The organism is Polaromonas sp. C04 (assembly GCF_002002705.1).
Lineage (GTDB): Bacteria > Pseudomonadota > Gammaproteobacteria > Burkholderiales > Burkholderiaceae_C > Rhodoferax_A.
On the sequence record NZ_MUNS01000031.1, the window covers coordinates 161,156 to 180,677 of the forward strand.

At 61.7% G+C, this 19,522-nt stretch carries 19 protein-coding genes; 2 read left to right on the top strand and 17 right to left on the bottom strand.

Going from position 1 to position 19,522, the window contains the following annotated elements; all coding sequences use genetic code 11:
• Nucleotides 1-379: 379 nt before the first annotated feature.
• From B0E49_RS11665 to B0E49_RS11675, 3 genes are all read right to left on the bottom strand, one after another.
• Nucleotides 380-595, bottom strand: coding sequence for a helix-turn-helix transcriptional regulator (locus B0E49_RS11665; RefSeq protein ID WP_077562374.1), 216 nt, complete (start codon nt 593-595; stop codon nt 380-382).
• Nucleotides 596-668: 73 nt separating this feature from the next.
• Nucleotides 669-1,049: a hypothetical protein gene (locus B0E49_RS11670; protein ID WP_077562375.1), complete on the bottom strand. Its 381-nt coding sequence runs from the start codon at nt 1,047-1,049 to the stop codon at nt 669-671.
• Nucleotides 1,050-1,451: 402 nt separating this feature from the next.
• A complete protein-coding gene (locus B0E49_RS11675) occupies nt 1,452-2,813 on the bottom strand; it encodes a hypothetical protein (RefSeq protein ID WP_077562376.1) in 1,362 nt (453 codons plus the stop codon).
• 630 nt (nt 2,814-3,443) lie between these two features.
• On the opposite strand from B0E49_RS11675, the gene B0E49_RS11680 reads away from it, so the two are divergent.
• A complete protein-coding gene (locus B0E49_RS11680) occupies nt 3,444-3,944 on the top strand; it encodes a hypothetical protein (protein WP_077562377.1) in 501 nt (166 codons plus the stop codon).
• A gap of 859 nt (nt 3,945-4,803) precedes the next feature.
• Here B0E49_RS11680 and B0E49_RS11685 read toward each other — a convergent pair.
• Complete coding sequence (locus tag B0E49_RS11685; RefSeq protein WP_077562378.1) at nt 4,804-5,661, bottom strand: alpha/beta fold hydrolase; 858 nt, start codon at nt 5,659-5,661, stop codon at nt 4,804-4,806.
• Complete coding sequence (locus tag B0E49_RS11690) at nt 5,661-6,632, bottom strand: tripartite tricarboxylate transporter substrate binding protein (RefSeq protein ID WP_168175047.1); 972 nt, start codon at nt 6,630-6,632, stop codon at nt 5,661-5,663. Before B0E49_RS11690 ends, B0E49_RS11685 begins: the two co-directional genes overlap by 1 nt.
• Nucleotides 6,633-6,762: 130 nt before the next feature.
• Here B0E49_RS11690 and B0E49_RS11695 point away from each other — a divergent pair, with 130 nt between their 5' ends.
• Nucleotides 6,763-7,698, top strand: a complete 936-nt coding sequence (locus B0E49_RS11695; protein WP_077562380.1) for a LysR family transcriptional regulator — start codon at nt 6,763-6,765, stop codon at nt 7,696-7,698.
• A 690-nt stretch (nt 7,699-8,388) separates the two neighbouring features.
• On the opposite strand, the gene B0E49_RS11700 is transcribed toward B0E49_RS11695, so the two are convergent.
• From B0E49_RS11700 to B0E49_RS11745, 12 genes are all read right to left on the bottom strand, one after another.
• Entirely contained in the window at nt 8,389-9,096 is a 708-nt protein-coding gene (locus B0E49_RS11700; RefSeq protein WP_077562381.1) for a Crp/Fnr family transcriptional regulator, read from the bottom strand.
• A gap of 3 nt (nt 9,097-9,099) precedes the next feature.
• Nucleotides 9,100-9,258, bottom strand: coding sequence for a hypothetical protein (locus B0E49_RS20535; RefSeq protein WP_168175048.1), 159 nt, complete (start codon nt 9,256-9,258; stop codon nt 9,100-9,102).
• A 90-nt stretch (nt 9,259-9,348) separates the two neighbouring features.
• Nucleotides 9,349-10,818, bottom strand: a complete 1,470-nt coding sequence (locus B0E49_RS11705; protein WP_077562474.1) for an NAD-dependent succinate-semialdehyde dehydrogenase — start codon at nt 10,816-10,818, stop codon at nt 9,349-9,351.
• A 52-nt stretch (nt 10,819-10,870) separates the two neighbouring features.
• Nucleotides 10,871-11,017: a hypothetical protein gene (locus tag B0E49_RS20540; RefSeq protein WP_168175049.1), complete on the bottom strand. Its 147-nt coding sequence runs from the start codon at nt 11,015-11,017 to the stop codon at nt 10,871-10,873.
• 84 nt (nt 11,018-11,101) lie between these two features.
• Nucleotides 11,102-12,073 (bottom strand): NAD-dependent epimerase/dehydratase family protein, encoded by a 972-nt coding sequence (locus B0E49_RS11710; protein WP_077562382.1) that lies wholly within the window; start codon nt 12,071-12,073, stop codon nt 11,102-11,104.
• The gene (gene kbl, locus B0E49_RS11715; protein ID WP_077562383.1) at nt 12,070-13,272 is read right to left on the bottom strand and encodes a glycine C-acetyltransferase; all 1,203 of its coding nucleotides are present in this window, start codon (nt 13,270-13,272) and stop codon (nt 12,070-12,072) included. The genes B0E49_RS11710 and kbl overlap by 4 nt, the downstream gene beginning before the upstream one ends.
• A gap of 9 nt (nt 13,273-13,281) precedes the next feature.
• Complete coding sequence (locus B0E49_RS11720) at nt 13,282-14,241, bottom strand: homoserine kinase (RefSeq protein WP_077562384.1); 960 nt, start codon at nt 14,239-14,241, stop codon at nt 13,282-13,284.
• 7 nt (nt 14,242-14,248) lie between these two features.
• Nucleotides 14,249-15,664, bottom strand: coding sequence for a threonine synthase (gene thrC / locus B0E49_RS11725; protein WP_077562385.1), 1,416 nt, complete (start codon nt 15,662-15,664; stop codon nt 14,249-14,251).
• A 31-nt stretch (nt 15,665-15,695) separates the two neighbouring features.
• Nucleotides 15,696-16,847: a M20 aminoacylase family protein gene (locus B0E49_RS11730; protein ID WP_077562386.1), complete on the bottom strand. Its 1,152-nt coding sequence runs from the start codon at nt 16,845-16,847 to the stop codon at nt 15,696-15,698.
• A 5-nt stretch (nt 16,848-16,852) separates the two neighbouring features.
• On the bottom strand, nt 16,853-17,779 hold the full coding sequence (locus B0E49_RS11735; protein WP_077562475.1) for a 2-hydroxyacid dehydrogenase: 927 nt from the start codon (nt 17,777-17,779) through the stop codon (nt 16,853-16,855).
• 5 nt (nt 17,780-17,784) lie between these two features.
• On the bottom strand, nt 17,785-18,138 hold the full coding sequence (locus B0E49_RS11740; protein ID WP_077562387.1) for a cupin domain-containing protein: 354 nt from the start codon (nt 18,136-18,138) through the stop codon (nt 17,785-17,787).
• Nucleotides 18,139-18,193: 55 nt separating this feature from the next.
• Nucleotides 18,194-19,522 (bottom strand): NAD(P)/FAD-dependent oxidoreductase, encoded by a 1,329-nt coding sequence (locus B0E49_RS11745; RefSeq protein WP_077562388.1) that lies wholly within the window; start codon nt 19,520-19,522, stop codon nt 18,194-18,196.

The following is a 19,522-nucleotide window of genomic DNA, read 5'->3' on the forward strand; positions in this document are numbered from 1 at the left end:
GCCGGAATCTGGATGCTCCGCATCACGCGTGGACGCCGTCCGCATGTGCATTGCTTGGGGTCAAGCGCAGCGTGGCGCGAGCGTTGCGGGCGCGGAGGAGGACCTGCAAGGCATGGCTCCGCCGGACCAGAGGGGTTTGCTTCCCTCGCTTCGTCACAGCCGTCGTCGTCAAGAATATACGTTTCCAGCGCCATCCCAAGGAGATCGAGCGCATCCTCCAGTTGGGACGAAACAATTTCCAGGAGAACCTCAGATGAGGGGGCGCTATACCAGCAAGACTCAACTGGTGGGGGTGAGGTCGGCGGAGACGGAATGCATGACAAATTGCTGCTGATTGGTTAGAGGAATTACGCACTCACTTGACGGCATGTGCACGAGTTCAACGGCGCTTGTGATTCCTTGCCGCCCCGAGGAAGTCGTGAATGACCTGTGCCGCCCAAAGCCGCTTCCCCCCAAGCCAGATAGGGCTGGGCACGCGCCTGTGCTTGACGTGGGAGTGCAGCGTGCGCAAGCTGATACGCAGAAGATGGGCGACATCGGCCGCAGTAAGGTAGACCGAATGCTCGGCTGTCTTGGAAATACTGTTTTCGAACACTTCTTTCTCCTTGGAGTCGCAATCGCGGACGGGATGCCCGCGATTGGTCTAGGGAGAAATGTTTAGCCTTCGGTCACATCCCAGCGCCGCCAGCCGCATCGGCAAGGGCGTCGCGCGCTGCGTTCATTGCGCCTGTCCACGCGGCTTCCAGCGCCTGCCGAGGTTCTTTCATGTGGGGGCCGAGTTTGTCCGCCACTCCAAAAAGCCTGGGAACGCACTCATCCAGCAGGTCAAGGCCGCTTTCCTCCTCCAGCATCCATTCGGCGCAGAACTCCATAACATGCTTGTGTATTAACGCAAAAACAACGTTCTCCTTGCTTGCATACAGGCTCCCGTCCCTCGCGTGCTCGGGAGTGGCGTCCGCAATGAGGTGAGCAATGCGGGTGGTGAATACATCGAGCAAGGTTCGTTTGACGATATCGCTGACTTCGATGCGGCGGCACACGGTGTCCATTTCAGGTCCTTCATAGTTGGGAAGTCTCGTATATAGAGGCTGTTTATATGGAAGGCCCCCTTCGGCAACCACTACACTCGGATGTTCCTCCCCGAGGCCTTTCCAGCGAGCGTAGCTGCCTGCTTCGCAGCGCGCGGCTGGAAGTAATGCTTGCGCAGCGTCTTGACTTCCGTGTGTACGGAAAACACAAGATGGCCCTCAAAGGCGAGTCTATGAGAAAGCTCGCCAACGCCGTTTAACCCATGCCGAATCGCTTCAGTCCAGCGCCATCGCGGACAGTTGGGATTCGATTGCCACCGTCACTCAGGACGCTAGCGCAGGGTGTCCGCCATCGCCCGGAACACCGTCCGCGATGGGCCTGTCCTGCGGGCGGTTCGGGGGAAGCCGAACCTTCAAGCGGCTCTAGGACGCATTGGCCCAATCGTGCTCATCCACTGCATCGCAGCTATAGCAAACCAGGCGCTCCCCATCGGCAGCACCAATCGTCTCGACCAGCGCCCACACGGCCGGGTCGCCGGACAGGTCGCGGCCCGGCAGGCGTGCTTGGGGATGCGTGCTTCCGACGGCGGCGCTCTTGCCGGTGAAATCCGAAGGCCAGGCGACTTCGCGGGTCACGATGCGTCCGTTCCTCAGATTTTCCAGTGCCAGCGGGCAGGCCCCTTTTTCGGCCCAGATTCGATACGCTTGCTGAAACCGCTCGTCCGCCACGTCCATCGCAACCACGCACACTTGGGAGCCGACTTGCAGCACCAGCACATAGCACGACTTGCTGCTGTCCTCGCGCAAGGCCACCTGCTCGACCCATGCGCCAAGGGGCTCAGATTCCAGGGCATCATGGAATTCCCGTACCACGGTATTTTTCAGGTATACGCGGTCGTCGTCTCTCTGAGCGCCCTCCAGGAAGTGGGTGACCTTCCTCAGCCGACCGATGGCAGCATCCTCGATGCCACACCATCGGATACGGGGCATACGTTGCATGACATGCGCGGGCAACGCCTGGCGCACAGCGCCCTGGCCCTGCGTTGGCGAATACACCGTCACGATGTGGTTACCGCCGGCGGGCGGGCCCTCGGGGTCGTGACCGGTTTCCTCCACCGCCCGCGTGCGCTCCTGGAGATATTTCCAGGCATAAATCCTGCTGGGCCGCTGAAAGGAGCTCCCCTCGCATCCTTGCAGGCCGAGAATCATGTTCTCGCCCATGGGAATGCCCCGCAGATGCAACGCTCCGGCGCAGTCGAACACCACCAGAACGCAGCCCTGCCTGCACGCCCGGGACAAGGAGGTGCCCTCCTGGGTGAAACACAGGGACGGCGGCTTGGTACCGTCCTGTCGATACCCCTGCGACAGCTGCGTTTGCGTGACCAGTCCCAAGAAGACGGCATTCCTCCAGGGGTCCCCAGTCAAGTTCCCAAAGCAATCCAAGGTCGCCGTCAGCAACTCGGCAATGGCGTCTTTCATCTGCGACGGCAGAGTGAAGTACCAGACCACATAGTCGCTCAAACCCGGCGGAATGAGCCCCGGCAGGTCGCTGCCCGACAGCGCAAACAAGGCCAGGCCGCCGGATTGTGCTGCCGCCTGGTCTCGCATGTCCCCCACCAGCGCCGGCAAGAAGGCTCCGTGCTCGGGGGGCACGCCAGCAGGCAGTCCGGCACTTTGCAGTGCGCGATTGAGCGCCTCCTGCGAGACCTCGGAGCGAAAGCCGCTGTCGTTTTCGGGTCGGGTGTCAAGCAAGGATTGGAGGGGGTTGTTGGAAAAATTAGACATGGGTTTCCTGCAAATGAGTAAGTGGAAACCGGTCTAGGTAGAAGTTTTATTCCTTTTGAAAGTGGCCCTGGACCGCCCCGGGGCTTGAGGTGGCGTCAAGCCTTGAGAAGATGGAACGAGGGGGCAGTTCAAGCCAGCCTTCACCCGAGGAGCGAACGCGCCTTCCGTATGCTGGTTGGGCACCTTGGCGAACTCTCTTCGGGGTCCTTGAGCATCGCGGCGATGACTCGTTCCATGGACGTAGTCAGGTTCATTTCATGAAAAGGACGGCCAGCATCGCGATTACAAATGCGACCAGCGATGGCAATCTTTGGGCGGACGTGATGCTGCCCACCATGATGGAGAGCTGAACCTAGCGCCTTGGCGTCGTTGCGCCGCCCACGCGCTTGTAATTACTTTACTGTGACGGCAGACACCTACTTGTCGCAGCGCACAGCGGCCGGCCCCCAACTTTCCACGATCCGAATCGTCGTAAGCATCCCAAGGCAATGGAATCAATCTATATGCGTTGCAAAAAAACAGCTAAAGAATTTGTTCTCCGGCCGGTTTTAATGCTTTCAAAAATATGTTTTTAGATTTCCTCCAAAGAACACATTCTTTGGATTGCGGACCTCGAGGAAAGACCTGAAAATGGAAATATCAGTTGGCCAACCGATAGATATTCAATTCTTTCAAATCTTTCTTTACATGAACATTTATTCAACATTGCACGATAAAACCAAGTCTTTCCTCGATGCGGCAAGAGACATCAATGCCAAGCATGCAGTGCCCACGGACGGACGCTACTTATACGTACACGCCACAATTAACTCCTCGGACATTGCTGGAGCGGACCCAGAAGACTTGCTCGTCCCGGGCCTCTATCAAGTATTCGTGCCGGACGACTTAGAAGATAGCATGGCCGCGCGATGCGCTTTTGAAGCATTCAAGGAAATTGTTCCTATCGATAATCTCGACGCCATCAAGCTTGCAGTTGTAGACCCTGAAACGGGTGAAGAGATTGATATTGCTGATGACCCGGAAGTGTATGAAATGGGCCTTGGAGACCGATGTCTTGGCATTGAGCAATACGTTGCGATGACCTACCTCACCATACCAAAGCCATACCGGATAATGAATTTGTACCGATGAATCGTTTGCGAGAAGAGGCCCAGGCTGATATGCGTGGTCCATTTGGCCGGCGGATCATCTGCTGCATCCGGGCCGTCCCGCGAGGATATGCCTTTGGGCCAAGTCACTATCAGCAGGAGATCAGATCCGTCACAGGGGGCACACGGGTCGGCCGGCATGCGCGGACAATTTGAACAGGGAAGACCGAGCGACCACCGTTTTGTTGCTTAACATCGACGCTTTGCGCTTGCCTGACGTGCGGGAGGCGACCGGGAGCAGACGGCCAACATGCGCGGCAGAGGATCCGCTCAAGACTGACTGCGGCTGTAGAGGTTTCAGAACTGGTCGCTCCATACCGGACATTGACCTCGACGCCTTGATCGTCAGCAATTTGGCGTCGACGTCGTGCGCAACAGTGGAGCACGGGAAAAACCAAAACGTAAGAGCCAATTGGCCTGGAAGTGATTTTTAGCAGCGACTATTTGCTAAGGGGTGTTGAGCATCTTCGGGGCTTTCGTGGCCGACACGCCGACAGTCTGCGCCAACCTCAGTCGGCGTGTTAACGCAAAGGCAACCTGGGGAAAGTCGAAGCCAGTCATGTCGACTTTTCATCAGCAAACAACTTCAGTGAATGGCGGGGTAAAAGGGACCCAGTTGGCGGCGTGATTGGGGGCCAGTCCCAAGCCTATCCTGCGCCCCAAGCAAGCAATCTGGTTGTGACGAGAAGCGCTAGAGGCGCCACAACACGAAAGACAACCTGCTGCTTCAATGGAACCGACATCCCAAGCATGATGATAGGCGTAGTGAACTTCAGGCCTGTGGGTGGCTGCGCCCGGATGAGCCCGAGGCGCCTTCGAGTGCCCTACGAAACCTCGTCAACTTACGATTGGAGTTCCTTCGAAAGGAATCCCAGTACGACTCGATTGAATTCTTCGGGGTTGTCACGATGCACGCCGTGCCCACTGTCCGCCACCTGCATGAACTCGGCGTTCGGCATCAGTTCGGCCACTGCGGCGGTCGTAGCACGGTGCACGTCCAACGTCCTGTCACCCTGAAGCAGGAGCGTAGGCACCCGCAACGCGTGCATCGCTGTCTCGTCAAGTGCGGGGTAGGCGTTGGAGGACAATGCGAGCGCGCGCATGGCCTCGGAATTGCGCAGGCGTCGCGCGCGCCCCGCTGGTGTGGATGCTTCACCCGCCGCGCTACCGTTGATTCCGTCCGTGAGGATCCGGACCGCGTCCTCGGGCATTCCCGCCGCGAATGACCTGTCGGATGGCTGGAGCACCTCACGCTCAAAGCGCACACGGGCCTCACGTCCCCCGGGAACCCGGTCGGCAAACGGAAGGATGGGCGGCTCGGTCAGGACGAGTGCTCTCACCTTATGCGGCCAAGCCAGTGCCACCTGGAGCGCTGTGTAAGCGCCATAGGAAGTACCCACGAGGACCGCAGGTTCGGCAAGCCAACTTTCGAGCAAGTCGGCCAGGTCCTGGGCTTCGTTAAGCACCGAATGACTGGTACTGTTGATCTCATTCCTGTTAGGGCTGCTATAGCGGCGGCTGTACGTGAAACATTGGAAGCGGGAGGTAAATGCTTCCCATTGGGGGGCCCACGATGTCCAATCCCCCATTCCTCCGTGAACGAAAACCAGTGGCGGTCCATCGCCTGCTTGGGCGTAGTGGATCTCGTTTGTGCCGGCGATTACTGTGCGCTGAAGCGCCAACTGTTCAAAGCGTGCCATCAGTCTGCCTTGACCTTGGCCAGCAGGGGCTGCAGCCGAGCAGCCTCCTGCCGCACGAACGTCGCGAAACTTTTTGGATCGCCTGCGTCTACAACGACGCTACCCGCCTTGAATTCGCCTTCCCGGTAAGCGGGATCGGCGAGGACTTCGCGCATTACCGACGCTAGGCGCGCGGTGATGGGAGCCGGCAAATTGGCCGGGCCAAACAGCCCAGACCAGAGGTCGGCAGATACCCCCTTCACCGCCTTGCCTTCGTTGACGGTGGGAATCTGCGGCGCGGTTGGGTCACGGTGCTCCGAGATGATTCCCAGGGCCTTGAGCCTGCCGTCCCGGATCATCGGCAGGGCGGAAGTCAACGCGATCGTCCCGACCATCACCTGACCGCCGAGCAGGTCATTGAGCAACGGGCCTCCCCCCTTGTAGACGATGTTCTCTATCTTGAAGCCTGCGGCACCGGCGATAGCCTCGCCACCGATTGTCTGCATCATCGCGGAGCCGGTCGCACCGCACAGCAATGGCTCCTTGGTATGTTTGACCAGATCAGTCAATTGATCGACGTCGTTGGCCTGCAAGCGCGGATTGGCCACCAACACCGTGCTGTTGAGGGCACTTTTGGCGATGGGCGTGAAGTCCTTGAAGGAATACCCAGACTTGAATACAGCAGGAGCCACCAGTAGTTCATTGACGGACCCAAGCAGCAGGGTATAGCCATCGGGCGGCGACCGCTTCACCCTCATCGCCCCGATCGTGCCCGACGCGCCGCCGATATTCTCGACAATGACCGACTTGCCCAATCGTTTGGCAAGTTCGAGTGCCAGAGCGCGGCCCATCCGATCCACTGCTGCGCCTGGTGGATAGGGCACTACCAGCGTGATCGGCTTGTCCGGATAGGTCTGGCTCAACGCGGCCGGAGCCAGGGCAGCGATCGCCAAGGCGATCAATAGGCGGCGCTGGAGGGTGGGACTGTGCATGGAGGTCTCCTTGTGCTTTTGGGAATCCACCAAGTCTGATGGCATCATGTATTGACGTCCAATTAAAAAAGGCGGCTTGCAATAGACAATACCGATATCACGCCATTGCTGACGTTTAAAGGCTTGGACCATGGAAACTACCGCCACCACCTTGCGCAACCGCCTGTTGAATCGAGCGCGCCTGCGGCACTTGCACGTTTTCGTCAAGGTTGCTGAACTGCAAACCGTCAAGCGGGCATCCGACGCTGTAGGTATCAGCCAGCCGACGGCAACCCAGGCGCTGGCGGACCTTGAGCAATTGCTGGAAGCTCCGCTGTTTCTGCGCCACTCCCGGGGCATGAGCCTGACCGTTGTCGGTGCGGCGCTCTTGCCGCTGGCCCGCCGGTCACTCGGTCTGATCGATGACACGGCGACCCAGGCTGCTGCGCTCATTCAAGGCTCCAACATGGTGGTACGCGTCGCGGCCATCTCCGCGGCGATAGGAGGCCCCTTGGGCCGAGCTGTCCCGGAATTCGTTCGAAAGTATCCAGACGTGTTAGTCCAGCTTCAGGAGGCCGACGCTGCCCGTCAGGCGGCCCTGGTCGCCGATGCCGACGTCGACTGCGCAGTCTGCCGCGTGCCGGCGGTCCTTCCGGACGGTTGGTGCTTTACTCCCGTTTGGAAAGACCGTTTCGCCATCATCGCCGGGCCAGCCCACCCGTTTATTCGCAAGCGACGAATTGGCATGGACGAACTTCTTAGCGCAACCTGGCTGGTGACGCCAACCTCGATCTCCTCGCGGGCGGTGTTCGACGCCTTTTTCGCTCTGGCTCCGAGCAGCGTACGCAAATACAACGTCCTCACCGCCTCGCCGGTCATGGTTTGGAATCTGCTGACACAAGAGCCCCTTTTAGCACTGCTGCCGTTGAGTATCGTTGCGCGTCTTGTTGAATCAGGCCAACTTGTCGAGATCGCTTGGTCAGAGCGCCTTCCCATCCACGAGATCGGCATCTTGGCGCCGGGGCAAGGTCGTCGTCCGGCGCTAGATCGCTTCGTCGATTTCCTGCAGCAGTCCGCGAGGGGTTGACGCGGGCATGCCCAGGCGCTGCGGAACGTGTCGATGACTTTGCTACACCGCGGCTTCATACATTTACTGTGCAGGGCTGTGGTTCTTGGGGGTTGAATACCTCCTTTGGTGGCGGGTTGATCCAAGCCGCGGTAGGCAGCGGCGGCGGTTGAGGACGTCGATCATTCAATCGCTTGGGGGATGCAACGATTGCCGCCTCTAGGGTTGGTTACCCGAGCTGCATGTTCCCTCACGATCCACAGCTGGGGGGCTCCAATTGCCCCGCTTCGCTATCCTCGCCCAAGCCAACACCGATGCGGGGAACTCTATCGAACTAAAACCGAAGCTATTATTTTGGACATCGGAGAATGGCGCCCTTCACATCCAACCACAGTTGTACAACGAGGAAATCAAACTCCGAGCTGTACTCAATGTGAATCTGGAACGGACTGAAAGGGGATTCGACGGAACGTGGTCGGGACTAGATGGCGCCGAGTACGGCAGATCCCAGCACCGCATAGAGTCTTTGCGGGTCTTCACGCGGCGATGTCTTCAAAAAAAGTGGGTACGCCGCAAGCGACATACCCACGAACTTGGAGAGACTATGCCGCCTGCAGCTTGACGCTTTAGGGGTGCAGTCGATTCTAGGATGGGGTGAGCGCCGACTCTGTCGGCACCTTGACAATTGGCGGCTTGTGTTGCGGCTGTGCGTCACGCGCTCAGGAGTTCGAGGCGCGCATAGTCCGACAGCGCGGCCAGGTCACGCACCTCCACGCGGCCATATAGCGTGCGCAGCAGGCCGCGCCCCTCCAGCGCCTTGAGCGCCTGATTGACTGTCTGGCGCGAGATGCCGGTGAACTCGGCAATGTCTTCCTGTCTCAACGCCACGAAACCGTTTTGCGCCCCGTCAAGTTGCGTTGCCAACTCGAAGACGGTCTGGGCCACGAGATCAACCTTGGACATGGTGCGCGCGTTCTCGATGCGGGTCAACTGCTGGGCATGCTGGCGGCTGACCTGCATGAGCACAAAACGGCAAAAGTCCGCGCTGCGCGCCAATAACTCGCGAAATACCGGCGCCGGAAGCAGCACAACCACAGTGTCGCGGATGGCGACCACATCGTGACGGCGCGCCACACCCTGCACCAGTTCCTCGCCGTCGGCCCATTCAGCGGTCGTGACAAGCAGGCGGGCAGAGATGCGCCCATCGGCTGCGAACGTGCTGGCCTTGAGCGCCCCGTGCACGACTCCCAACCAGTTGCAGGGTACTTCACCATGATGCGCCAGCAGCGTGCCTTTGGGCACGACGCGCAGGCGCGATGTGGCCAGCACCTGCTCCTGTTGTACGGGGTTGAGCGCGTCAAACCAGGGCGCGCGACGCAGGTGGGTATCGGCACGCACGGCGGGTGTCGGGGAGCGCATGCGTTATGTGCGGACTAGGCACGCCAAAGATGGGATGCTCGTGAACACGTGGACGGCGCGCGATCCCGTGTCGGCGCCAGCCCGCCAGGTAAGCCGTCCGTTGTCGATGACGCCGTCGACGCCTGCGACGGGCCATTTGGGGTCAATATCGGTGATCTTCATTTATGTCTCTGCTTTCCTGACGGGAGCAGTTACGATGATCTCCATAGGGGACTATCCTTTTGGAGCTGCGGGTGGGGTGTACGCCCTCTGCTAGAGCAGGTTGCCCTGGCAGACGTATTTCACGACCATGTAGTCGTCGAGCCCGTGCACCGAGCCCTCGCGGCCGTAGCCGGATTGCTTCACACCGCCGAACGGCGCCGCCTCGGCGGCGAGCGCGCCTTCGTTGATTCCGACCAGCCCGGACTCCAGCGCCTCAGCCACGCGCCAGATTCGTCGCAAGTCCGATGAGAAGAAGTAGGCGGCCAGACCGTAGGGCGTGCCGTTGGCGGCGGTGATCACCTCGGCCTCGTCGTCAAATACTGTTAGCGGCGCCACAGGACCGAAGGTTTCCTCGCAGGCGCAGGCCATGGTCGCATCTGCACCAGTGAGCACGGTGGGTGCGTAGTAGTTAGGCCCCAGTTCCGCGAGGCGCTTTCCGCCGATGAGCACCCGGGCGCCATGGACCACAGCGTCATTCACGTGGCGCTCGATCTTCTCCACGGCACGGTCGTTGATCATGGGGCCAATCTGTGAAGCCAGGTCGCTTGCCGGTCCCACTTTGAGCGCTGCCACGCGACCCGTGAGTTTGGTGGCAAACGCATCAAACACGTTCCGATGCACAAATACCCGGTTGGGGCTCACGCAGGTCTGGCCGCCGTTGCGGAATTTGGCGGCCATGAAACCGTCTACAGCCGCGTCCACATCGGCGTCGTCAAACACAATGAAGGGCGCATTGCCACCCAGCTCCAGCGACAGCTTCTTGAGCGTGTCGGCACTGCGACGCGCCAGGTGCTTGCCGACCGGGGTGGAACCAGTGAAGGTGATCTTGCGCACACGCGGGTCGTCCAGCCACACGTCCACCACGGCAGGCGTGTTATCACGCGAGGCGGTGACGATGTTGAGCACACCCGGAGGGACGCCGGCCTCGTGGGCCAGAAAGACCAGGGCCAGCGAGGTAAGCGGCGTGTCTTCCGCCGGCTTGCACACCACGGTGCAGCCCGCGGCCAAGGCGGGGGCGATCTTGCGTGCGATCATGGCAGCCGGAAAGTTCCAGGGCGTGATGGCAGCGACCACGCCCACGGCTTCCTTAAGCGCAAACATGCGTCGGCCCGGCACAGGGGCCGGAATGACGTCGCCATTCATGCGCGTGGCTTCTTCACCAAACCATTCGATGTAGCTGGCAGCGTAGGTCACTTCGCCCTTGCCCTCGGCAAGGGGCTTGCCCTGTTCGCGGGAGATGAGCTTGCCCAGGTCATCCTGGTGGGCCAGCACCAGGTCGTTCCAGCGTTTGATGATGGCAGCACGCTGCTTGGCAGGCACCTTGCGCCATACAGGGAATGCGGCATGGGCCGCGTCCAGGGCCGCCAGAGCCTCGGCTGCGCCGGAGTCCGGCACGGAGGTGATGACGGCACCGGTAGCGGGGTCGGTCACGTCTAGCAAACCACCGGCGCCAGGGCTCCACAAGCCGTTGATGAAGTTGGCGTTACGGAGCAGGTCAGGGCGGGTGAGGGTGAGGGTCAGGGACATGGAATTGAAAGATGGAATTTAAACAAAAATGGCCGCCAGCGCTTATCTATAAAGCGTCAGCCGCTCTGGTTTCAGGAGTTATTGGTGTCACCGGCTGAGCTCGCAGATCGCCAAGCCCCAACGGGCGCAAAAACGCGGCAGCCTCTTCGAATGGAACTTCGGTGAAGAGAGCCATGTAATGCAGCGTTTTCATATCAGTTGATCCTGTTCTTAATGAAGCCAATGTTGTCGACCTCAATGCGTACCACGTCGCTTGCCTTCAATTCGCACAGCGACTTCACGCAGTCACTGTGGAGCGCGGGTTCAACCTACGAGACAGATTGTTCAGCATGTCGCGAACAGTCGCCGCAAGGTCGTACCTCGGAGCCCAGCCCCAGTCGCGCCGCGCGCAACTGTCATCGATCGAATCGGGCCACCCGCTGGCGATCGCCTGACGGAAATCGGGCTCATACACGATCTCGAAGTCCGGCAGGTGCTTGCGTATCTCCTGCGCGATCTCGCGAGGCGTGAAACTCACGCCTGCAAGGTTGTAGCTGCCGCGTTCGGTGATGGCCGAATTGGTGGCTTCCATCAACTCCAGGGTCCCGCGCACCGCATCGTCCATGTAGAGCATGGGCAGCGGTTCATCCTCGGCGAGGAAGCAGGTGTAACGTTCCCCTTTGAGGGCCGCGTGAAAGATGTCGATCGCGTAGTCGGTCGTTCCACCGCCGGGGCTCGCCTTGTAGGAAATGAGTCCCGGATAGCGCAGGCCGCGAACATCCACGCCATGGTTCTCGAAGTACCAGCGGCACCAGCCCTCGCCGGCCAGCTTCGAAATGCCGTAGACGGTGCTGGGCTCCATGACCGTGCGCTGAGGCGTGGCATCGGCGGGTGTCGTCGGACCAAAGGCAGCGATGGAGCTCGGCCAGAATACCTTGTCCAGCTTGTGTTGCCGCGCGACCTCCAGGACGTTCAACAGGCCGCCCATGTTGAGTCTCCACGCCCACTCTGGTGCAGTCTCGCCCGTCGCCGACAAGGCGGCTGCGAGATGGTAGACCTGGGTGATGCGATGTTTCTGAACCAATTCAGCGAGGCGCCCGGCGTCCGTGACATCGAGCATCTCGTAGCGCGGCCCGGCGTGGGGGCCCGTCTCCACGCGATCGCTGGCCACCACGTTGTCCGCGCCATAGCGATCCGCAAGCGCGGCCGAGAGTTCGGTGCCCAACTGCCCGTTGGCCCCGATGACCAGAATGCGAGGTGATCCGGTCATGCGATCACCCCCAGCTCTTTACCGGCCTGCGCGAAGGCGCTCAATGCAGCGTCAAGCTGGGCGCGGGTATGTTGCGCACTGATCTGAACACGAATGCGAGCTTGCCCCTTGGGCACGACCGGGTAGAAGAATCCTGTCACGTAGACCCCCAGTTCCAGCAGCCGGCGGGCCAATCTCTGGGAAAGCTCCGCGTCATAGAGCATCACCGGGATGATCGGGTGTTCACCTGGCTTCATCTCGAAACCGCGTGCCGCGAGTCCGGCGCGGAAGTACCGCGTGTTGTCCTCCAGGCTATCGCGAAGATTCGTGTCGGCTTCCAGGAGGTCGAGCACCTTCAAGGTCGCGCCGACGATCACCGGTGCTAGGCTGTTCGAGAACAGATAGGGCCGCGAGCGCTGGCGCAGTAACTGAACGACCTCTGCCCTAGCGCTCGTGAACCCGCCGGATGCACCGCCGAGCGCCTTGCCGAGGGTGCCCGTGATGATGTCGACCTTGCCGAAGACACCCCGGTATTCATGGGTGCCGCGCCCTCGCTTGCCCAGAAAACCGGTGGCGTGTGAGTCGTCAACGCCCAGCAATGCCCCGAACTCGTCGCAGATATTCCGGATTTCGTCCAGGCGGGCGATGGTCCCGTCCATCGAGAAGACCCCGTCGGTGAACACCAGCTTATACCGGGCTCCCCCTTCATCAGCGGATTTCAGTTGTGCGCGCAGATCCATCACGTCGTTGTGCCGGTAACGATAGCGCCTGGCTTTGCACAAGCGGATGCCATCGATGATGGAGGCATGATTAAGCTCGTCGCTAATCACGGCATCGTCGGGCCCGAGCAGTGTCTCGAACAGCCCGCCATTGGCATCGAATGCCGACCCATACAGGATGGTGTCCTCCGTGCCGACAAACTGTGAGAGCCGCACTTCGAGCCTTTTGTGGACATCCTGCGTTCCGCAAATGAACCGGACGGAACTCAGACCGAATCCGCGCGCAGCCAGGGCGCCATGGGCGGCCTCGATCACGCCGGGGTGAGATGACAGGCCCAAATAGTTGTTCGCGCAGAGATTGATCACTTTCAGCCCATCGGTGGTTGCGATCTGGCTTCCTTGCGGGGATCGGATCGGGCGTTCAAGCTTGAGCAGGCCAGCGGCCTGTATTTCCTCGAGTTCACCCCTCAGGGAGGCGTAGAAATCTGTGGTGGTTCTCATAGTTCCTTTCTAGAAAATGTCCTCGTCGGCGGCATCGCTCACGCGTCGGCGCAGAACGCTTTCGAAGTGGCTGGGGTCATGAAGTTTCAGAACGGCGGCGTCGCGGGGCATGTGGTAGTCCAAGAGGCGCGACACCCAGAAACGCAAAGCTGCAGATCGCTGAAGCGCCGGCAACAGACGACGCTCTTCGGCCATGAGCGGGCGCACCGACTCGTAAGCTGTCAGGAACGCTGCCCCTCGCACGGCGTCGGCGCTTCCGCTGTCCAGATCCACGCACCAGTCGTTGAGACAGACCCCGATGTCGAACAGGAAGGTGTCGCAACCCGCGAAGTAGAAATCGAGGAAGCCGCTCAGGCTGCCGCCCTCGAACATCACATTGTCGCGAAACAGGTCGGCATGTACCGGCCCGCACGGCAGGGCTGTGTAGTCGGGCGATGCAGCGATGCGCGTCTGGAAAGCCAACTCGTCCAGCAGCAACGTGCGCTGGTCCTTGCCCACGTAAGGCAGCAGAACCGGCACGGTTTCCTTCCACCACGGCAACCCGCGCAGGTTGGGCTGATGCAGGGCATAGTCGCTGCCGGCCACGTGCATGCGCGCCAACATCGCCCCCACCGCGCTGCAATGCTGCGCACTGGGAGCCAGTTCGCTTCTGCCGCGCAGCCTGCCGACCACTGCGGCCGGCCTGTCCTTCAGCCGGTGCAGGATGTGGCCTTCGGCATCCGGCGCCGGCCTGGGGACCGGCACGCCGCGATTGGCCAGATGCTGCATTAAGTGCAGATAGAACGGCAATTGTTCCGACACCAGGCGCTCGAAGAGCGTCAACACGTACTGGCCGCGATCCGTGTCGACGAAGTAGTTGGTGTTCTCGATCCCGCCATGGCAGGCCGCCATGGCCCGCAGCTCGCCAAGCTCAAACCGGCGCAAGAAGGCGGCAGCCTCTTCGAACGGAACTTCAGTGAAGACAGCCATGCTGTGATCAGGACAGGTGTGCGGCAACGAATGCCTTGACCTGCGACGCGTCGGCCGCAAGCACCGTCACGCGCTTGGGCAAGTCTTCGATGCCCTGGAATTGCGCGGGCCGGTCAGGCTCGTGACCCAAGGCTTCGACGATGGTCGCGGCAAACTTGATCGGCAGCGCCGTCTCCAGCACGATCATCGGCACACTGGGCTGCACGAAGTGGCGCGCCACCTTCAGGCCGTCGGCCGTGTGGGTGTCTATCGTCACGCCAAAGCGCTGGTGCGTGTCGCGGATCGTCGTCAGGCGGTCGGCGTGCGTGCTCTTGCCGCTGAGGAAGCCGTAACGCGCGCGGGCCAGCGCGAACACCGGGTTCACGCTTAAATCGAAGCGGCGGTTCTTCGCAAGCTCCTCGCCAAACAGGCACTTGACCGTGCCCGCATCGCGGCCCAGCAGGTCGAACACGAAACGCTCGAAGTTGCTGGCCTTGGAAATGTCCATCGACGGACTGGAGGTCTCGTAGGTGTCGGCGCTGCCACGCACGCGGTAGATGCCGGTGCGGAAGAACTCGTCAAGCACGTCGTTCTCGTTCGTGGCGAGTACGAGCTTGTCGATGGGCAGGCCCATCATGCGCGCCACATGGCCCGCGCAGATGTTGCCGAAGTTGCCCGACGGGACGGTGAAGCTCACCTTCTCGGCGTTGCTCTTCGTCGCCTGGAAGTAGCCAGCGAAGTAGTACACCACCTGCGCCATGAGGCGCGCCCAGTTGATCGAGTTGACCGTGCCGATCTTGTACTTACGCTTGAACTCGAGGTCGTTCGACACGGTCTTGACGATGTCCTGGCAGTCGTCGAACACACCCTCGATCGCGAGGTTGTGGATGTTGGCGTCCTGGAGGCTGAACATCTGTGCCTGCTGGAACGGGCTCATGCGACCATGCGGCGAGGTCATGAAGACGCGCACACCCTTTTTGCCCTTCATCGCGTATTCCGCAGCGCTGCCGGTGTCGCCGGAGGTCGCGCCCAGGATGTTCAGCTCCTCGCCGCGGTGGGCCAGCTCGTATTCGAACAGGTTGCCCAGCAGTTGCATGGCCATGTCCTTGAAGGCCAGCGTGGGCCCGTTGGACAGGGCTTGGAGCCACACGCCGTCTTCCAACGGCTGGAGCGGCACGATCTCCTTCGTGCCAAACACCTCTTCGGTATAGGTCTTGCGGCAGATCGCTCGCAGGTCCTTTGCCGGAATGTCGTCGATGTAGAGCGAGAGGACTTCAAAGGCGAGTTCTGCATACGGCAGATCGCGCCACTTGGACAACTGCTCGGGTGTGACCTGCGGGTATTGCTCCGGCAGATACAAGCCGCCGTCGGGCGCCAGGCCCTCCAGCAGGATTTCGCAAAAGCGCTTGCGGTCGGGATGGCCGCGGGTGGACAAGTACAGCATCGTTGGTTTCATTTTTTGACGAGGATTCCGTTCAACATAGGGCCATTTGCGCGACGGCCACGAACCAAAGCACGCCACACGCGAGAACGTCGTCATTGAAGTCGTACGATGGGTGGTGCAGCGGCACCGCATGGTCTGCGCCTCGCTGGCCGAGCCACAGGTAAGCCCCTGGCCGCTGCTCGAGCATGAATGCAAAGTCTTCCGAGGTGAAAGCCGGCGCGGCTGCCACCTGCGCTTCAAGGCCGGCGCTCCGGGCTGCCTCGAGTGCGAGCTGCGCGTGCTCAGGGCTATTGACCGTCGCGGGGTAGTAACGCGTGTACTCAACATCGATCCTTGTGCCGCTCCCGCACGCGACACCCGCCGCGACGTCGCGGACCGCCTGCTCGATCGCGTCCTGCACGCCGGGGTCGAAACTGCGCACGGTGCCGGTCAGCTCCACGGCTGCCGGCAGGACGTTGTGCGATTGACCTCCGCTGATGCGCGTCACCGACAAGACGGCGTTCTGCGTAGGAGGGATTCGCCGCGACACGATGGTGTGCATCTGCGCGACGAGGTGGCTCGCGGCAAGCACGACGTCGGCTGTCCGATGCGGCTGCGCCGCGTGGCCGCCCTGGCCACGCACGACGATGTCGAAGCGATCCGCCGCGGCCATGATCGGCCCCGGCCTTGTCGCTACCGTGCCTGCAGGCAGGTCGGGCCAGTTGTGCAGGGCGAACACGGATTGGCATGGAAAGCGGTCGAACAAACCTTGCCGCACCATCTCGCGTGCACCTCCCCGTCCCTCTTCGGCGGGCTGGAAGATAAAGGCAATGCTTCCATCGAAGCTACCGGCTCGCGCCAACTGCTGGGCCGCCCCTAACAGCATGGCTGTGTGGCCGTCGTGGCCGCAACCGTGGTGAACACCTGGGTGGCGGCTGACGTACGGACGCCCGGCGTCCTCCCGCATCGGAAGTGCGTCCATGTCTGCACGCAAGCCCACCATGCGCGTCGAATTGCCCCTGCGCAGAACGCCCACCACGCCGGTCCCGCCGATTCCCTCGTGCACCTCCAGGCCGCAATCGCGCAGCGCAGCAACGACCACGCTGGAAGTGCGACGCTCCTCGAACGCCAGCTCGGGGTGCGCGTGCAGGTCGCGCCGCAAAGCGACCAGAGCTGGCAGCAAGTCTTCAATGTCTTTGTTCATGGCTCTCAATACCCTCGCGAACGATCGACCAGCCCGATCAACGGCGCGCCCGCCTCGTGGCGGCGGATGTTATCGAGCACCTGCTCCACGGCCGTCTCCGGCTGCGTCATGCTCGCGATGTGCGGCGTGAGCAGGATCTTTGGGTGCACCCAGAAGGGGTGGTCCGCCGGCAGCGGCTCTGGATCGGTGACATCGACGACCGCGCCCGACAGCCAGCCCGTATCCAGCGCATCGAGCAGCGCCTGGTGGTCTAGGTGCGCCCCGCGGCCAACATGCACCAGCGATGCCCCTCGCGGCAGATGCTGAAACAGCGTGGAGTCGAGAATGCCGCGCGTCTCTTGGGTAAGCGGCAGCAGGCATACGAGGATGTCCGTGCCGGCCAGCATCGCAGGCAGTTCCTCCTGGCCCGCGTAGCACGCCACGCCTTCGAGCTGGCGGCGCGTTCGGCTCCAGCCGGCGAGCTGGAAGCCGAGTGTGCGCAGCTGGTTCAACACAGCGCATCCAAGCACGCCCAGGCCGAGGACGCTCACACGCCGCTTCGATGCGGGATAGACGCGGTGCGCAGCCCAACGGCCCTCGCGCTGCTGCCGGATGTAGGCCGGCAGGTCCCGGTGAAGCGCAAGGACGGCCATCGTGGCGTATTCCACCATGCCCGCGACGACGCCGGGCTCCGCCAGGCGCACCACCGGCAATTCCGGTGGCAGCGCGGCAAGGTCGAACTGGTCGATCCCCGCGCCCGTGGAAAAGAAGAGTTGCAGGTTGGGAAACTGCCGTGCGATGTCTTGCGGCGGCAGCCATGCGGCAACATAACGCACACCGTCCGCGCGTCGGGTGTCGGGCCAGATGTGAAACGGGATGTCCGGCGCCTTGATGGCGAACAGCCGCGCCCACTCCGCTCCGCGCACCGGGTCGGCCTTGTACAGGAATGACATGGAGTTCACTCGTACACAACCCATATCTTGCGGGTCGTCTCGATGCAACGCCACACGCCGGTGAAGTCGGGCTTCATCACGAACGCGTCGCCTGCCTCTACTCGCACCGGCGGCTTTCCGTCCTCCGTCACTTCCGACACGCCCGAGAGGATGTAGCAGAACTCCAGGGTGCCGCCCTTGATTGACCGGAAGGTGCCCGGCGTCGTCTCCCAAATACCGGTGAGCACCTTGTCGTCGGAAGATCGTTCGACTTCCCAACTCTTGAATTGCGGGTTGCCTTCCATGAGGCGCTCCGGCAGCGGTGCCCTGTCGCGCGAGGGGCCCAGGTCGTCAAACTTGAAGAAGGTGAGATTGCTCATGAGAAATGATCTTTTTAGAAGAACCGAGAAGAATCAGGCCGCAGTCGAGAGATCGTCAGATGGCACCGACTGTGACCTTCGAGCCATCGCCAAAACGCGAGAAGCGAAAGGGTGTGGGATCGACCGCTGGCTGCTCGCCGGTGACCAGGCTCGCGGCAAGGTGCCCCGCGCCAGGGCCTGTGCCAAAACCGTGGCCGCTGAACCCAGCGGCAAGTACCAAGCCCTTGATTCGATCGATCGCCGAAATGACCGGCACGGCGTCGGGCGTGCTATCGATGTACGCCCCCCATGCGTCTGACACTGTTACGTCCTTCATCACGGGATAGAGCTGCTTGACGCAGCCGAGCAGACGGCGGACCGCGCCTTGATCCGGCGCCGGGTCGAGAACGCGGATCTGCTCGAACGGCGACTCCTTGTCAAAATCCCAGCTGCCGAGTGCTTCAGGCCCGCGAAAGAACGAACGCCCGATGCCGAACTCCACTGCCTTGATCCGCTTCATGAACATCGGCATGAACTCGCGTGCATACCGCAGTGCCTGGGGGGTGAACTCGAGCGTCCCCCTGCCGCTGATCGCCACGATGTAGCTGCCATCGAGGCGGCGCGTCAGCGTGCATTCCGGCGTCGACAGCGCCGGCGGCAAACCCTCGAGCGGACGGGTGCGCAGCACGGACGCGCGCACGCTCGCCTGCGGGAAGGAAATGCCGTGCCGACGGCAGAACGCGGACGCCCAGGCGCCGCCGGAACACACGACAGCGCCCGTTCGGATCACGCCGCGTTCGGTGATGACGCCGCTGACCGCGCCGTTGGTGATGTCGAGGCCACGCGCTGCGCAGTCCTGGTGGATCGTGGCGCCCAAAGCCCGTGCCCCTTCCGCGATCACAGGGGCGGCGAGTGCAGGGTCCGCCGTGCCGTCGTCCATCGAGAGCACGCCGCCCAGCCACTTGCGATTGGCGCTGCCTTTCATGACGCTCGCGGCCTCTGCCGCACTGAGCATGCGTGTGCGAACACCGAAAGGCCGCCCGTGCTTGCTTCCCCAGTCTTCCCAGGTGGCGATTTGCTTGGCGTTGTCGCTTGCGTAGTACAGGCCGCATCGACGGAAACCGAGGTCGCGCCCGATATCGCGCGTCGTCTCGTCCCAGAGGCGAAGCGCCAGCGCCGAGAGAGGCAGCTCGCGTGCATCGCGGTTCTGCTGGCGGCACCAGCCCCAGTTGCGACTGGACTGCTCGCCACCGATGTAACCCTTTTCAAGAATCGCGACTGAGAGGCCGCGCTTGGCCAGGAAATAGCCCGTGGAAACGCCGACGATGCCGCCGCCGATCACCACTGCGTCGGCTTGTTCGGGCCGCTTGTCGTCGCTGCGGATGCGAAGAATAGGTGGGGACAT

What these genes read in the sequence shown, in the direction of transcription:
- B0E49_RS11710 (WP_077562382.1), bottom strand. Translation starts at nt 12,073, where the DNA reads ATGACCGGATCACCTCGCATTCTGGTCATCGGGGCCAACGGGCAGTTG.
- B0E49_RS11735 (WP_077562475.1), bottom strand. Translation starts at nt 17,779, where the DNA reads ATGTCATTCCTGTACAAGGCCGACCCGGTGCGCGGAGCGGAGTGGGCG.
- B0E49_RS11685 (WP_077562378.1), bottom strand. Translation starts at nt 5,661, where the DNA reads ATGGCACGCTTTGAACAGTTGGCGCTTCAGCGCACAGTAATCGCCGGC.
- B0E49_RS11680 (WP_077562377.1), top strand. Translation starts at nt 3,444, where the DNA reads ATGGAAATATCAGTTGGCCAACCGATAGATATTCAATTCTTTCAAATC.
- B0E49_RS11690 (WP_168175047.1), bottom strand. Translation starts at nt 6,632, where the DNA reads ATGCACAGTCCCACCCTCCAGCGCCGCCTATTGATCGCCTTGGCGATC.
- B0E49_RS11695 (WP_077562380.1), top strand. Translation starts at nt 6,763, where the DNA reads ATGGAAACTACCGCCACCACCTTGCGCAACCGCCTGTTGAATCGAGCG.
- B0E49_RS11745 (WP_077562388.1), bottom strand. Translation starts at nt 19,522, where the DNA reads ATGTCCCCACCTATTCTTCGCATCCGCAGCGACGACAAGCGGCCCGAA.
- B0E49_RS11675 (WP_077562376.1), bottom strand. Translation starts at nt 2,813, where the DNA reads ATGTCTAATTTTTCCAACAACCCCCTCCAATCCTTGCTTGACACCCGA.
- B0E49_RS11720 (WP_077562384.1), bottom strand. Translation starts at nt 14,241, where the DNA reads ATGGCTGTCTTCACTGAAGTTCCGTTCGAAGAGGCTGCCGCCTTCTTG.
- B0E49_RS11740 (WP_077562387.1), bottom strand. Translation starts at nt 18,138, where the DNA reads ATGAGCAATCTCACCTTCTTCAAGTTTGACGACCTGGGCCCCTCGCGC.
- B0E49_RS20540 (WP_168175049.1), bottom strand. Translation starts at nt 11,017, where the DNA reads ATGAAAACGCTGCATTACATGGCTCTCTTCACCGAAGTTCCATTCGAA.
- thrC (WP_077562385.1), bottom strand. Translation starts at nt 15,664, where the DNA reads ATGCTGTACTTGTCCACCCGCGGCCATCCCGACCGCAAGCGCTTTTGC.
- kbl (WP_077562383.1), bottom strand. Translation starts at nt 13,272, where the DNA reads ATGAGAACCACCACAGATTTCTACGCCTCCCTGAGGGGTGAACTCGAG.
- B0E49_RS11700 (WP_077562381.1), bottom strand. Translation starts at nt 9,096, where the DNA reads ATGCGCTCCCCGACACCCGCCGTGCGTGCCGATACCCACCTGCGTCGC.
- B0E49_RS11730 (WP_077562386.1), bottom strand. Translation starts at nt 16,847, where the DNA reads ATGAACAAAGACATTGAAGACTTGCTGCCAGCTCTGGTCGCTTTGCGG.
- B0E49_RS11670 (WP_077562375.1), bottom strand. Translation starts at nt 1,049, where the DNA reads ATGGACACCGTGTGCCGCCGCATCGAAGTCAGCGATATCGTCAAACGA.
- B0E49_RS20535 (WP_168175048.1), bottom strand. Translation starts at nt 9,258, where the DNA reads ATGAAGATCACCGATATTGACCCCAAATGGCCCGTCGCAGGCGTCGAC.